Raw genomic sequence first — 14185 nt, 5'->3', positions numbered from 1 at the left:
CATTCAAGCAAGGAGTCAGAGGTGGGTATGAAAATCAAGATGCTGGGTATTCCTGTAGCGGTTGCAGCCCTGTTGGCGCTGGGCGGCTGTTCGACCCAGACCGTGGTGACGCTGCAGAACGGCACCCAGTACCTGACCGAGGACATGCCGAAGACCGAGACCGAAGATGGTTTCTATGAGTTCGAGGATATTTCCGGAGCCAAGGTCAAGGTTCGCGCTGATGAAGTCGCGACCGTGCGCAAGGAAGACTGATCCACGCCGATCGTTCCCACGCGGAGCGTGGGAACGATCATGCCGTGTGATGTTCGCGAGCAGGCTCGCTTGTATGTTTAGGCTTGAAGGGGCCGGCACAGGCCCCGCATCAACCTCAGGCGATAACGACCCCGGCGGCGCTCAAACTCCCCAGCGCCACGCCGACCAAGGTCACCGAATCGGCACCAAACGTCAGCACGGTGTCGTGCCCGACCGCTGAGGCATGGGCGCGCAAATCATCCCCCGGCAACACACCCTGCACGCCGAGAAACACCAGTTTGTCATCGGCCGTATAGCCAACCACCCGGTCCTGGCCGAACGCGCCGCTGAACAGAAAAGTATCCGCCCCGCCGCCCGATTCCAGCAGGTCGTTGCCAGCGCCACCGACAAACACGTCATTGCCCGCGCCGCCGAGCAAATGATCATTGCCCTCAAGGCCAAACAGCCAATCGCCGTCCGCATGCGCCTTGAGCGTGTCGGCACCGGCCGTGCCTTTAACACTCGATTCGTAAGCGGTCAGGTTACCGCCGACGTTCAAACCCGTCGCAGTGACGCTGTGCAGCACGTCGTCCTTGAATACGCCCCAGAGAAAACCCGGCTCTTTGGTCACGATGCTGCCGATGTCGCGGGTGATGCTGATCCCGCCGTTGGCATCGCGGATGTACAGATTGCCGGCGCCGTCGTTGGCAAAATCCAAGTTCTTCACCGTTTGCTGCAAGTCGAGGGTGTTGCTGCCCTGCCCGCCAAGGATGACGTTGTAGCCGCCGCTGTCACGGAAGTTGTCGTTGCCGGCGCGTCCCTCCAGGTAGTCATTGCCGCTGCCGCCCTGGATCAGGTCGTTGCCGTCACTGCCGATGATGAAGGTGCTGCCCTTGTGGGTTTCGGCGTTGCGGTTGAGCGCCTGCACCCACGTGTTGGTCCGCGTCGGGTCGGACAGGTTGGCGACAATGATTGTCGAGTCGCGGCTGGTCAGGTCATAGAACTTCGACTCGAGCACGCGGGTCATGCCGTCGCCATAGCCCGTGGGCAGGTGCGAAATCCACGTCGGAATATTCAGGATCGAAAACGGCAGCACGTTCCAGGCGCTCGAGGCGTAGTGATCGTTGAAGCTGACGATGTTATCGGTGGTCGAGGCATGCGGCGCGTCGTGGACGCCTACCGAAGCGCTGCTGAAAGTAGACCCGTCGAGGGCACGAAACACCGGGTCGTTTTCGTAACCGATATTCAGCACCTTGTCACCACTGCTTTGGGTGGGCGAGGCGTAGGCGATGTAATTGGAGTCAGCAAAGAACCCACCCCACTTGTCACCGCTCAAGTCGGCCATGCTGTTTACCGCCAGGCCGCCGAGGCTGTGGCCGCTGACCAGCACGTCGTTGCCGCTGAGGCCATTGGACCGGGCGAATGCGACCACATCGTCGAGCAGATTGCCGAAGGCTTCGCCGACGTAGTTTTTTGCGTAATCGGCCGGGCCGAAGGCTGCAAGCAGGTCACTGATCACGTCGCCAATCGAATCGCCGATGAGGATTTCACGCGGACCACTGGTGCCGCGAAAGGCTATACCCAGTTCGGTGAGGTGGCCCTGAGCGTCATACTTGCCGAGGACTTCCACTTGCGCGCTGGTGTAGCCGGCCTTCTCGCCGAAGAAGGTCCCACGTGCGTCGGTTTTACCGTCGTAGCCCAATTGCGCGGCGCTGATCGGCGTCCAGCCAGCCTTTTGCACGGCTTCCAGGGCGAGTTTTTCCGAGTCGGGATTCCACGGAATCCCGGGGATCACCCCTTGCGAATCGGTGCCGCCAATCAGCGCGGTGACCAGCGTCCCCGGCAGGCCGAGGCCGAAGCCGTTGTGCTGGTAACCGGCAGCGAAGCCGTTATCGAGGTTGTGATAGGAATACAGCGTGATCGCCATGGCATCGCTGAACATCGCCATGGAATCGGCGGTGCCGAAGTTCTTGTAGTCGTATACACCCATTGCCATTGCCTCTCTTGTTGTTGGAATTGTCAGAGATAGCTCACAGCCAGAGCGCAAGGCTCCGGAGCATTTCATTACATCTCGTGATGACCCTCAAATATCATGTGCACGTCGGCCCTGTGGGAGCGGGCTTGCTCGCGAAAGCGAAGTGTCAGACGGCACCTTCTTGACCTGACACACCACTTTCGCGAGCAAGCCCGCTCCCACATTTGGATCTTCTGCACATTTGGATTGTTGTACTCGCACAGTCCCACGTGCAGTGCTCCTTATTTTTGGAAAAACCGGCAGCCCGTGACGCGCTGCCGGTTACGCTCAGAACTGCCAGTCGAATCGGCGGTGCCGAAGTTCTTGTAGTCGTATGCACCCATTGCCATTGCCTCTCTTGTTGTTGGAATTGTCAGAGATAGCTCACAGCCAGAGCGCAAGGCTCCGGAGCATTTCATTACATCTCGTGATGACCCTCAAATATCATGTGTACGCCGGCCCTGTGGGAGCGGGCTTGCTCGCGAAAGCGAAGTGTCAGACGGCACCTTCTCGACTGACACACCGCTTTCGCGAGCAAGCCCGCTCCCACATTTGGATCTTCTGCACATTTGGATTGTTGTACTCGCACAGTCCCACGTGCAGTGCTCCTTATTCTTGGAAAAACCGGCAGCCCGTGACGCGCTGCCGGTTACGCTCAGAACTGCCAGTCGAGGGTCAGACCAACGCCGTGATCCTTCTCGTTCGAGCCGATCAGACCGTTGTAATCGAGGTTGACCCGCACGTCGCGATTGAGCGCCAGCCCGGCGCGCACGCCGACCACAGCGGCGTCGCGATCCATCGACACACTCTGCACGGTGAAGGCGCTGTTGCCGTTGGCGAAGGCCAGATGGCTGTCGGCATCGACGCTGCTCAGGTTGTGCTGCCAGCCGAGGCTAGCGCCCAGTTCCAGCTGATGCTTATCCGATACGGCGAAGCTGCGCTTGGCGCGTACGCCGAGAGTCGAGAGCACCACGTCGCGGTTGTCTTCGCCGCCCTTCAGCGCGGCCGCGTCACCCTTCTCGGTGAAGCTGTCGGTGTTGAGGTGTACGTAGGACAGATTGGCGAATGGCTCCAGGTTCATCGGTTGCAGGCCCAGATCGTACGCGGCCTCGGTGAACAGTTGCGCGGTGGTCGCGTCACGTTTGGTTTTCTGTTTGCCGCTCACGTCGCCGAACTGCAGATCACGTTTCACGTCGATGCGATGCCAGCTGTAGGCGCCGCCGACGGTCAGGCGCAACGCGTCGATTTCATGCCCCAGATACGCACCCAAGTGGTAGCTGTCGACCGACGCCTGGGAATGCGTGCCGCTGCCCATGCTCAACGAGCTGTCGCTGTAACCGGTGACGAAACCGAGACGGGTATCTTCAGCGATCAGACCGTCGACACCGGCCAGCAGCCCACCGATCGAGCTGTTGGAATCGGCATTGTCATGCCCGCCGTCGCTCTCGCCCCACGATCCGAGCACCTTGACCCAGACGTTGCTGCGCTCGTCCGTCGGCGCATCGGCATTGAACAGATCACGCTCACGCAGGCGCTCGCCAACGGCTTCGCGCAGGTAGCGGCTGTCGTTGATCAGCAGCGTGCCGATAGCCGGGTGAATCTCGCCGGACAACTGTTGGAAGGCCTGCTGCGCCGACGCCGCGTTGGGCGACAGCAACAGGGTCTCGAACAGCGCATTGCCCGCGCCCAAACGCTCGGCGGCCGCACCAACGGCGCGCTGGTTCGGCGTCAGACCGACACTGGCGAACGACGCTGCGTTGCGCCCGACCGCCAGTTGAATGCCGCCCGCCGAGTAATCGAGGGTGCCACCAAGGAACGCGTAATCCGGCAAGACCTGACCGAAGCGCCCGTCAATGCCACCCGCTGCCTGCAGGATGTTGTAGCGGGTGCCGAGCAGGCTTTGCACTTCGCCGGTGCTGAGCAAGGTCGGGCTGTTTTCCAGCGACAGGCTCACCGTGGCGCCGTCGATGAACGCTTTGCCGCCCGCGACGATCTGATCGCTGCGGGTTGGCGACAGCTCCACGGCGTAGGTCGAACCGGGGGCGAAGGTCACGTCACCCGCCACATTCAGCGTGCCGATGGAATTGCCCGGCGCCACCGTACCGCCGCTGTTCACCGCCAACGCGCCGATGCGGCCATTGCCGCCGAGGATGCCGCCGTTGTTGACAGTGACCGCCGATTGCAGCGAACCGTTGATGGCCAGTCGACCCTGATTGACCAGCGTCGGGCCGCTGTAAGTGTTGTTGCCGGTCAGCACCAGCGTGCCGATGCCCTGCTTGGTCAGACCGCCGTGACCACCGATGTCGTTGCGCCAGGTGTCGAGGCCGCACGTGATGTCGCTGCACACGCGCTCGGTCGGTTTGCCCTGATCGATGATCGCGCCGATGCCCGGCAGATCGGCGACGAACTGGCCGGAGCCGTACGCGCCCTGCACTCGGAATTGCTCGGGGATGTCCTGCTCGGTAACGAACATCGCCGGGCCTTCGATGGCCTTGCGCAGGTTGATCATCCCCCAGCCGTACAAGGCGTCGATGCCCGGCGCGCCAAGGTCGGTGGCGGTGGTGCGCAACACGCTGGCGACCTGGTCGCCGCTCATGTACGGGAAGCGCTCCATCAGCACCGCGATGGAACCGGCGACGTGCGGCGCCGCCATCGAGGTGCCGTTGTAGTTGGCATAGCTGGTGGTCAGGTTGCCGGCGTTGGTGCCTTCGATGATCGAGCTGTAGATCCTGGTGCCCGGCGCGGAGACGCAGTAACTCGCGGTGTAGCCGCAACGCGAGGAGAACGTGCTGATCACGTACGGATTGGCGCTGGCCGTGTCCGGGTTCTGCTGTAATGCGGCGACGGTGATCCAGTTCGGCGCGATGTCCGGGACGAAATAGCCGAGGCCGGCGATGGCGTCAGGGTTATTAAGGTTGTAATCGTTGCCGGCAGCGAAAATGGTGACGATGCCGCTGCGTGCGGCGGCAATCGCACCGTCATAGGCGCCGCCGGGTTTGGTGCCAAGCAAGGTGCGGATTTCGTTGAACTGCAACTGCGCGTCGTTGACGGTGAAGTGCGGATACGCCGGATCGCGGCCGCCGAGGTCGAAGCGATCGGTAATGCCGATGCCCCAGCTGTTGTTGATGATCCGCGCACCGCTGGCGATCAGCGCATCCCAACCGGCCTTGTACACCGCGCCGTCGTTGCCACGCACGATGCCGTCTTCAGGCCCTGGGTCGCCATTGTCGGCGCTGATGATCTGCGCGCCAAATGCGACGCCGTGCATCACCCCGCCGTCGCGACTGCCCGCCGCGATGCCGCCAACGTGGGTGCCGTGGGCGCCAAGCTTGCCGTTGGAGCCGACCGAGGGTGAACCGTCATACACAAACGCGTCGCCGGCCTTCACCGGGATATACGGGTCGGTGTATTCGCGGATTCCGCTGGTGACCAGGGTGACGACTTTGTGACTGCCAGAGAACTCCGGGTGGGCGGCGTAGACCGGCTGATCGAAAATTCCCAGTTTCACGCCTTTGCCGGTATAGCCGGCGGCGTAAGCGTAATCCGCGCCGATCGCGCCCAGGCCCCAGTCCGCCTTGAACTCATTGCTGCGCCAACTTGACGGATCGCCGCTGCGGCCGTTTTCCACGTAAGGCGCTGCCTGCGCCATCGCACTGGCACAGAGCATCGCGACTGTCAGGGTTTTCAGGGCAAAGCGGCCACCCGATTGCGCGGGGGTATTGTTGTTATCCATCCACGACCTTCCTTAGTGATGTTGCGAAAAAAACCTGTGTCAGAACTGCCAGTTCAGGCTCAGCCCAACGCCATGCAGCTTCTCGCGGCTGGCGAGTTGGCCGTTGTAATCAAGGTTGACCCGCACGTCTTTGCTCAGGGCCAGACTGGCCTGCACGCCGACCAGCGCCGCATCGCGTACCAGTGCCGAGCTCTCCACCGCGTACGGCGTGCCGCCAGTGGCAAAGCGCAAATGTTGCTGCGATTCGATATCGCTGAGGCTGTGCTGCCAGCCGAGACGGGCATTGACGTCCAGTGCTTGTTGGTTCGTAAGGTTGAAGGTTTTGCTCGCCCGCACGCCCAAGGTGCTCAACACCACGTCGCGCCTGTCTCCCGAGCTTTTCAGCGCAGCGGCATCGCCCTTTTCGGTAAAGCCTTCGGTGTCCAGATGCAGGTAAGTCAAATTGGCGAACGGTTCCAGCGCCAGAGGTTGCAGCGGCAAGCGATACGCCGCCTCGCCAAACACCTGAGTGGTGGTCGCATCAAGTTTGGCTTTCTGCTTGGCGCTGACGACGTCGTATTGCAGATCGCGCTTCACATCGCCGCGATGCCAGCTGTACGCCGCGCCGGTGCTCAAGCGCCACGCGCCGAGGTCGTGCCCGGCGTAAGCGCCGAGGTGATAGCTGTCGACTGTCGCCGAAGAATGCGTGCCCGAGCCCATGCTCAAGGAGCTGTCGCTGTAGCCGGTGACCAGCCCGATGCGAGTCTGCTCGTCGAGCGTGCCGTCGACACCCGCCAGCAGACCGCCGATCGAGGTGGTGTAACCTGCGGTGTCGTGGCCCGAATCGGTGCTGCCCCACGCGCCAAGTGCTTTGATCCAGCCGTTGCTGCGAGTCGCCGATTCATCGTGCAGCCGCTCGCCGACCGCATCACGCAACTGGCGGCTGTCGTTGATCAACATCGACCCCAGTGCCGGATAAATCTCCCCGCTCAGTTGCTGGAAGGCTTGCTGCGCCGAGGCTTGAGTCGGTGCACGAAGCACACTTTCGTAAACCGAATTGCCGGCGCCCAGACCTTCGACTGCCGCCGCCACCGAACGCTGGTTCGGCGTTTGCCCGACGCTGGCGAAGCTGGTCGCGGTGCGCTGGATATTCAGCTGAATGCCGGTTGCGGCGTAATCGAGGGTACCGCCGATGAACAGGTAGTTCGGCACGACCGCAGCAAACTGCCCCTGCACGCCGCCCGCCGCTTGCAGGATGTTGTACTGGCGACCGAGCAGGCTTTGCGCTTCGGCGCTGCTGAGCAGGGTCGGGCTGTTTTCCAGCGCCAGGCTGACGCTGGCGCCGCTGACGGTTGCCACGCCGCCAGCAACGATGCGGTCGCTGCTGGTGGGCGATAGCTCGACGGCGTAAGTCGAGCCCGGGGCAAGTGTCACATCACCAGCGACGTTCAAGGTGCCGATGGAATTGCCCGGTGCAACCCGGCCGCCGCGGTTGGCGGTCAGCGCGGCGATGCGTCCGGAGCCGCCGAGGGTGCCGCTGTCGTTGACGGTGACCGCTGAGGTCAGCGAACCGTTGACCGTCAGCAGACCGCCGTTGACGGTGGTCGGGCCGCGATAGGTGTTTGCGCCGCTGAGCAGCAATTGCCCGGCGCCGGACTTGATCAGGCTGCCCTGATACACCCGGTTCGCCGCTGCCGCATCACGCAGCATGCCGACCGCGTAGTCGGTCTGGTCCTGCTGACTGGTGCCGGTCGGAACGCCGTTCTGCCAGCCTTTGTCCTGCAGGGTTTGCTGCCAGGCGGTGTGCTCGGCGAGGTCTTCGCGCTGGCGCTGGAGCAGCGCCTTGTCGGAGATGTCGTTGCTCCAGACATCGCGCTGCCCTGCCCCCAGATTGGCATCGAACGCACCGAGCAATTGCCCCGGCCCGCGCATCGCTCGGTTGAGGTTGGCGACGCCCCAGCCGACGCGCTCGTTCGGCGCATCGGTGACCGAGCCGTCGAGCTGGGTGGCGGTGGTCAGTAACACTTCCAGCGCCTGCTGATTGTTCATGTACGGATAGCGTTCCATTACCAGCGCCAACGCGCCCGTCGCGTGCGGCGCCGCCATTGAGGTGCCGGATTTGATCGCGTAGCCGCCGCCGGGAATGGTGCTGTCAATCTTCGCCCCCGGTGTGGTGATGCACCAATACTTGGCGATGCCGCACTGGTTGTACTTTTGCTGATTGCCCTGATCAAGCCCGGACACCGCCAGCCAGTGGCCTTCCAGATCCGGCTGGAAGTACGGCAGCGCCGAGCGCACGCTGGCGTTCGGGTAACCGCTGTTGCCGGCGCTGAACACATTGATCACGCCGCGCCGCGACACATCGGCGGCGGCGTCAAGCCAAGTGCCTTTGTTCCAGTGCTGAGCGTAGGCGGCGTGCAGATCCGCCAAGGTCCGATAGCTGACATCCGGCGGCTGACTGCCCCAGCTGTTGTTGATTGCCCGCACGCCAGCGTCGGTCAGGCTGTCGTAGACCGCTTTGAAATAACGCGGATCAGGACTGGGGCCGAAGAGGAAACTGTCGTTCCTGTTGGTGTTGCCGACGTAGATTTGCGCGTTGTAAGCCACGCCGTGCATGCCGCTGCCGTCACGCGCAGCGCCCATGGTGCCGACCACGTGGGTGCCGTGCGAATCGTTGTTGGGGTTGAGCGTGCCGTCGACGTTGAACGGTGAGCCATCAACATAGCTGCCGCTGGCGGAGACCGGGTGATAGCGCGCGGCGGAGAACTCCGGGTGGGCGGCATCGAAACCGGAATCGAGCGCGCCGATTGTCACGCCCTTGCCGGTGATGCCGACAGCGTAGGCCTGATCCGCCTGCATGCGTTGCAGGCCCCAGTCACGCAGGAACTCGGCGCTGCGCCAACTGGCCGGATTGCCGGGCTGGCCGGATTCGAGGTATTGCGCCTGCGCGGCCGAGGTCACCAGCAACAGCGTGCCGAGCGAAATCGGTTTGATGCGTACGTCCATGGTCATCACTCTCGTTTTTTGTTTTATGCCGGTTCAATGGCGGTTTCGCCCGTTCCCCCTCGGTCAGGGTGAGGGCCGTTGCGCGACCACAAATGCCTCATCCACCCGCGCCAGATCCTGCTCATTCAGGGTTCCGGCGTAGTAATGCAATTTGGTCCACGCCATCAGGTAGTCATAGCGCGCCCGGGCTAGGTCGCGGCGGGTGGTGAACAGTTGCTGCTCGGCATTCAACGCGTCGAGGTTGGTGCGTTCACCGCCCAGAATGCTTTGCCTTGTCGAGACCACCAGCGCCTCGGCGGACTTCAACGCCTTCTGGTAAGCGCGCAATTTGCTCACCCCGGAAAGACAAGCGCTGAACTGTCGGCGCAGTTCGATCAAGGTTTCGCGGGTCTTGCCATCCAGTTCGTATTCGGCCTGTTCCATGGTGCGACTGGCCTGGCGCGTCGAAGCCGACACCCCGCCGCCGGCGTACAGCGGCACGCTGACTTCCAGGCCGATGGTGTTGGTTTCGTAGCGCTGGTTGTAGGTGTTGCCGCTCTCGGACTCGTTATCGCGCATCGAGGCGTAGGCACTGACTTTCGGCAGATGCCCGGCGCGGTTGCGCTCGACTTCATAGCGCGCCACTTCCACGGCCTGACGCTGCGAAGCGAGGTTCGGGTTGTTGCTGATCGCCAGTTCATGCCAGGTGTCGAAGTTGGCCGGTTGCAGGGTGAAGGTCTGAAATTGCTGACCAAGCGGCGCCAGGTCGCCGATGTCGACCGCCGGCACGCCGACCAGCGCCCCCAGTTCGCGCAAGGCAGCGTCCTGTTCATTGCGCGCTTCGATTTCCTCGGCAGTCGCCAGCTCATAGCGTGACTCGGCTTCGAGAATATCGGTGCGCGTGCCCTCGCCCTGCTTGAACATGTGTTCGTTCTGCTGGAACTGTTGCTCGTAGGCCTTCTTCTTCGCCTGGGCAATGTCGATCTGGTCCTGGGCGAACAAGGCTTTGGTGTAGTTGTCCAGCACGCGCACCAACAGTTCCTGACTCTTGCCGCGAAAGGCTTCGTCGGCAAACAACGACTGCGCCACACCTTTGCGATAGGCCGCGTAAGCCTCGTAATCGAGCAGCGGTTGCTGGACCGTCAGCGCCGAGCCGTAACTGTTGTAGTTGCGCTCATCGGTGCGGTTGCGCGCACGATCATCCAGAGACGTAGCCTTGGACGAGTTGCGACCCTTGTTGTAGCTGTAGCCGATCCGAGGCAACAGCCCGGCGCGTCCAATCACGCGGTTTTCAAGGCCGGCATCACGTTCCTTGATTGCGCCGAGAAACACCGGATCATTGCGCAACGCCTGTTCGTAAATCTCGAACGGCCCCATGGCGGCGACTGCCGAGTGACTCGCGAGCAGCAGCACCACGGCCCCCAACATTGAAAGCTTAGTCATACAGCCGAACATCCTTATTCCTCGGTCAACGCAGAACCGGCGCGATCGAGCAGCGGTTTGAACAGGTAGTTGAGGAGTGACCGCTCCCCCGTGCGCACGAACATCTCCGCCGGCATGCCGGGCTTGATCACCAGCCCGTTGAGCTTTTCCATCGCCTGATCGCTGACGCTGCTGCGCAACACGTAATACGGCACGCCGCTTTTCTCATCGATCATCTGGTCAGCGGCAATCAGGCTGACTTCGCCGGGCACGCGCGGGGTTTTGCTCTGGTTGAACGCGGTAAAAAGAATGTCCACCGGCAGATGCGTGCCGACCTTGTCGATCAGGTTGACCGGCAAGTGCCCTTCCACTTCCAGCGTGGTGCCTTGGGGAACGATCTCCAGCAGGGTTTCGCCCTGGCGCACGACGGCGCCCTCGGTGTGCACACTGAGGTTGACCGCTACGCCATCGGCCGTGGCGAGGATTTCGCTGTGTTGCAGGTCGAAACCGGCGGAGGTCAGTTGCTCGGACAGGGTCACGCTTTTCAGTTGCGCGTCGGCCAGTTGCGTGCGCACTTCCTTCTGGTATTCCTCGCCGTGCTGCTGCAGCTTGAGGCGCGACTCAAGAATGCCCTGCTCCACGCGCCCGCTTTCGCCAGTGTTTTCTGCCAATTGCTGCTGCACCTGCGACAGTTGCCGCTGGTAATCCATCAAGCGGTTGCGCGGGATGTAGCCGTTGTCAGCCAGCGGTTGCAGGTTGCGCAGTTGTTGCTGCAAGGAACTGGCCTGGGCATTGAGGTCACTGCGCGCGCGGCGCATGCCAGCCAGTTGCGCAGTGGCGCCTTCGATATTGGTGCGCAGTGCCGCTTGTTCACGGGAAAACGCTTCGCGGCGGCTGCTGAACAGCTGACGCTGGCCTTCCAGCACCAGCGCCAGACGCGGGTCAGCATCATTGCTCAACTCGGCGGGAAAGCTTACTTGCTTGAGGTTGTCGCGTTCGGCCTGCCAGCGCGCGAGGCTGGCCCAGGCCATCCGGTATTGCGCCTGCAGCGACTGCACGTCGGCGGCGACCTGCGTCTGGTCGAGGCGGAACAGCGGCTGGCCCTGCTTCACGGTCTGGCCTTCGCGCACCAGAATCCGGCTGACCACGCCGCTGCTCATCGATTGCACGGCCTTGCGCTTGCCCGAGACCACCACGGTGCCCTGCACCGCGATGCCCTGATCCAGCGGCGCCAGTGCCGCCCAGGTGAAGAAACTGCCAGCGCCGACGATGGCCAGAATCCAGCCCATGCGCACGAAGTATTTCGCGTCGCGTTCCGGACGTTCAGCGACGTAGGCATGTTCCATGCTCGCTTCGTTTTGCGTGTTCATGCTGGCCCTGCTCATACGCCCGAATTCCTTGTCGAGGGCTGATATTGCCTGCTCATACTGAGCCCGCCCGGTGCCTGTGCAGCTTTCTCGCGCTGCTGTTCGTGCTGGCCGGAAAGTGCCTTGAGCACATCCTGACTCGGGCCGAATGCCTGCAAGCGCCCATCGTTGAGCACCAGCAGTTTGTCCGCCTGAGCCAATACCGAAGAGCGATGCGTGACCAGGATCACCGTGGTGCCCTGAGCCTTGAGTTGCGCAATAGCACTGGCCAGTGCGGCTTCACCGACGGTGTCGAGGTTGGAATTGGGTTCATCCAGCACCACCAGGCTTGGCGTGCCGTACAGCGCGCGGGCCAGGGCCACACGTTGCTTCTGGCCACCGGACAAGCCGCTGCCGTCCTCGCCCAGTTGCGTGTCATACCCCAGCGGCAGACGCAGGATCATCTCGTGGACGCCGGCCTGCTGCGCGGCAGTGACGACTTTTTGCGAATCGGCTTCGCTGAAACGCGCAATGTTTTCGGCGATGGTGCCGCTGAACAACTCGATGTCTTGCGGCAGGTAGCCAATGTAGGGACCGAGCTGATCACGATTCCAGCGGTGGATATCAGCGCCATCCAGACGCACCGTGCCGCCCAGAACGGGCCACACGCCGACCAGCACCCGGGCCAGCGTCGATTTGCCCGAGCCTGAGGCGCCGAGCACGCCAAGCACTTCGCCGGCACCTAGACTGAAATTGACCAGGTGCAGCGTCGCCGCACGTTGCCCCGGCGGGCCGGCGCTGACTTGCTCGAAAGTGATCTGACCTTTCGGTGCCGGCAGCGCCATCGCTTCGTCGCTGGGTGGAAAGGCCTGCAACAGCGCATCAAGGCGCTGATAAGCCAGCTTCGCCCCGCTCCACTGTTTCCACACGGCGATCAACTGGTCGATCGGGCTCAGTACGCGGCCCATCAGGATCGAACCGGCGATCATCATGCCGGCGGTCATGTCGCCCTTGATCACCAGCAGCGCGCCCAGCCCAAGCACCAACGATTGCAGGCACAAACGCAGCGTCTTGCTCAGGGAACTGATCACCGCGCCAGTATCGCTGGCCTGGTTCTGCAAGCCGAGAAAGCGCGAATGCACGCCAAACCAGCGTGTGCGCAGCGAGCCGAGCATGCCCATCGCCTGAATGGTTTCGGCGTTGTGCAAATGGCTGGTGGCCAATTGGCTGGACTGCTGGGAAAACCCGGCGGCCTCGCCCAGCGGCTTTTTGGTCATGTATTCGTTGAGGCATGCGAGCGCGATCAACAGCAACGCCCCCGCCGTCGCCAGCACCCCGAGCCAAACGTTGAACAAGTAGATGACAAACAGATAGACCGGGAACCATGGCGCATCGAAGAAGGCGAACAGCGCCGGGCCGGTGACGAACTGGCGGATGTGGGTCAGGTCGCCCAGCGCTTGCCCGGCGTTGCCCTCGCCCTTGAACAGGTTGCGTTCAAACGCGGCTTGATAGACGCGCAGATTGAAGCGTCGCTCCAGCTGGCTGCCGATGCGGATTACGATGAAGCTGCGGATCACTTCCAGCAGCCCGATGAAGGCAAAGAATCCGACCACCATCAACGACAGCATCGCCAGGGTGGTTTCGTTCTGCGACGACAGCACCCGGTCATAAACTTGCAGCATGTAGATCGACGGTACCAGCATCAACACGTTGATCAGCGCGGTGAAACAACCAACGCTGATCAGGATGCTTTTATAGTCGCCCAGTGCCTTGATTAACGGAGCGGCAGGAGACTTCGCCATCTTCATTGATTCTTCCTGAGTTCATAGTCTCGTCATTGCCGAACGAGCATTCCATTGAATATTGCGCTTGCCTGCAAAGAGGATGAGCAAGTAGCGCTTACAATTTCATAACAAGTAAATGGGCCCCGCGCATATAACCCGCAGGCAGTGCCATATATCAACTACCTGCAACTTTCCATTCGTTGCTTAGTGTTCGACACGCTCCAGCAAAATGAGCAAATGCGGACTCAATCTGCTTGTATACAAGCCTTCACGCTGGCGGCTGAAGAAAGCGATTCTCGAACCTTCCTTGCCGGTGATGGCAATACCATCGGGCTCGGGAAACCAGCCGATCGGCGCTTCGCTCAACCACGCGCCCAGGCACTCGGCGCCTGCACCCAAAGTCTGGTTCGGCGCGAGATCGACCAGGCATGTGTTCGACGGCTTGTCTTGCAGCGTTCGCGCTTCATGCGTGTCGTTGTGACCGGTCAATGTGGCCTGCCAGCGCCCGGCGAATACCGAGGGTTCTTCGAGTCTGAGGCTGCTTGCCATGCTTGTCGCTCCGCTCATCATCAGCGTGACTGCCATCAGCCATGCCATCGTAGTGTCAGTAAAAACGTATCCACGCATAGGAAATTTCACTTCCGCTCGTAGCCTTGCCCGGCGATCAGGCCGATGCAAGCGAAGAAAGCGA

Annotated in this window: 8 protein-coding genes; 1 reads left to right on the top strand and 7 read right to left on the bottom strand. The window is 62.0% G+C overall.

Annotated elements, in window-relative coordinates; all coding sequences use genetic code 11:
* Positions 1 to 27 precede the first annotated feature (27 nt).
* Positions 28 to 252, top strand: coding sequence for a YgdI/YgdR family lipoprotein (locus ACIGDJ_RS00270; RefSeq protein WP_016774830.1), 225 nt, complete (start codon positions 28 to 30; stop codon positions 250 to 252).
* A gap of 115 nt (positions 253 to 367) precedes the next feature.
* Here ACIGDJ_RS00270 and ACIGDJ_RS00265 read toward each other — a convergent pair whose 3' ends face one another.
* The 7 genes from ACIGDJ_RS00265 to ACIGDJ_RS00235 all read right to left on the bottom strand — a co-directional run bounded on the left by ACIGDJ_RS00265 (position 368) and on the right by ACIGDJ_RS00235 (position 14121).
* Positions 368 to 2221, bottom strand: coding sequence for a polyurethanase (locus ACIGDJ_RS00265; RefSeq protein ID WP_397504512.1), 1854 nt, complete (start codon positions 2219 to 2221; stop codon positions 368 to 370).
* A 679-nt stretch (positions 2222 to 2900) separates the two neighbouring features.
* Positions 2901 to 5978 (bottom strand): autotransporter domain-containing protein, encoded by a 3078-nt coding sequence (locus tag ACIGDJ_RS00260; RefSeq protein WP_397478106.1) that lies wholly within the window; start codon positions 5976 to 5978, stop codon positions 2901 to 2903.
* A 39-nt stretch (positions 5979 to 6017) separates the two neighbouring features.
* Positions 6018 to 8963, bottom strand: a complete 2946-nt coding sequence (locus ACIGDJ_RS00255) for an autotransporter domain-containing protein (RefSeq protein WP_397478105.1) — start codon at positions 8961 to 8963, stop codon at positions 6018 to 6020.
* A gap of 63 nt (positions 8964 to 9026) precedes the next feature.
* Positions 9027 to 10397 carry a TolC family outer membrane protein gene (locus tag ACIGDJ_RS00250; RefSeq protein ID WP_101160381.1) on the bottom strand — a complete coding sequence of 457 codons (1371 nt, stop codon included), beginning with the start codon at positions 10395 to 10397 and terminating at the stop codon, positions 9027 to 9029.
* 2 nt (positions 10398 to 10399) lie between these two features.
* Complete coding sequence (locus tag ACIGDJ_RS00245; protein WP_397478104.1) at positions 10400 to 11749, bottom strand: HlyD family type I secretion periplasmic adaptor subunit; 1350 nt, start codon at positions 11747 to 11749, stop codon at positions 10400 to 10402.
* Positions 11746 to 13518 (bottom strand): type I secretion system permease/ATPase, encoded by a 1773-nt coding sequence (locus ACIGDJ_RS00240; RefSeq protein ID WP_313001354.1) that lies wholly within the window; start codon positions 13516 to 13518, stop codon positions 11746 to 11748. Before ACIGDJ_RS00240 ends, ACIGDJ_RS00245 begins: the two co-directional genes overlap by 4 nt.
* A gap of 180 nt (positions 13519 to 13698) precedes the next feature.
* Entirely contained in the window at positions 13699 to 14121 is a 423-nt protein-coding gene (locus ACIGDJ_RS00235) for an AprI/Inh family metalloprotease inhibitor (protein ID WP_157830919.1), read from the bottom strand.
* Positions 14122 to 14185 lie beyond the last annotated feature (64 nt).

Source organism: Pseudomonas sp. NPDC079367, from assembly GCF_044542195.1.
GTDB lineage: Bacteria > Pseudomonadota > Gammaproteobacteria > Pseudomonadales > Pseudomonadaceae > Aquipseudomonas.
Note: the sequence above shows the minus strand (reverse complement) of the source record. Positions and strands in the feature narration are given on the sequence as shown.

Bases quoted from the DNA above. Each gene is read 5' to 3' on its own strand.
- ACIGDJ_RS00270 (WP_016774830.1), top strand. From the start codon at position 28: ATGAAAATCAAGATGCTGGGTATTCCTGTAGCGGTTGCAGCCCTGTTG.
- ACIGDJ_RS00265 (WP_397504512.1), bottom strand. From the start codon at position 2,221: ATGGGTGTATACGACTACAAGAACTTCGGCACCGCCGATTCCATGGCG.
- ACIGDJ_RS00260 (WP_397478106.1), bottom strand. From the start codon at position 5,978: ATGGATAACAACAATACCCCCGCGCAATCGGGTGGCCGCTTTGCCCTG.
- ACIGDJ_RS00255 (WP_397478105.1), bottom strand. From the start codon at position 8,963: ATGGACGTACGCATCAAACCGATTTCGCTCGGCACGCTGTTGCTGGTG.
- ACIGDJ_RS00250 (WP_101160381.1), bottom strand. From the start codon at position 10,397: ATGTTCGGCTGTATGACTAAGCTTTCAATGTTGGGGGCCGTGGTGCTG.
- ACIGDJ_RS00245 (WP_397478104.1), bottom strand. From the start codon at position 11,749: ATGAGCAGGGCCAGCATGAACACGCAAAACGAAGCGAGCATGGAACAT.
- ACIGDJ_RS00240 (WP_313001354.1), bottom strand. From the start codon at position 13,518: ATGAAGATGGCGAAGTCTCCTGCCGCTCCGTTAATCAAGGCACTGGGC.
- ACIGDJ_RS00235 (WP_157830919.1), bottom strand. From the start codon at position 14,121: ATGCGTGGATACGTTTTTACTGACACTACGATGGCATGGCTGATGGCA.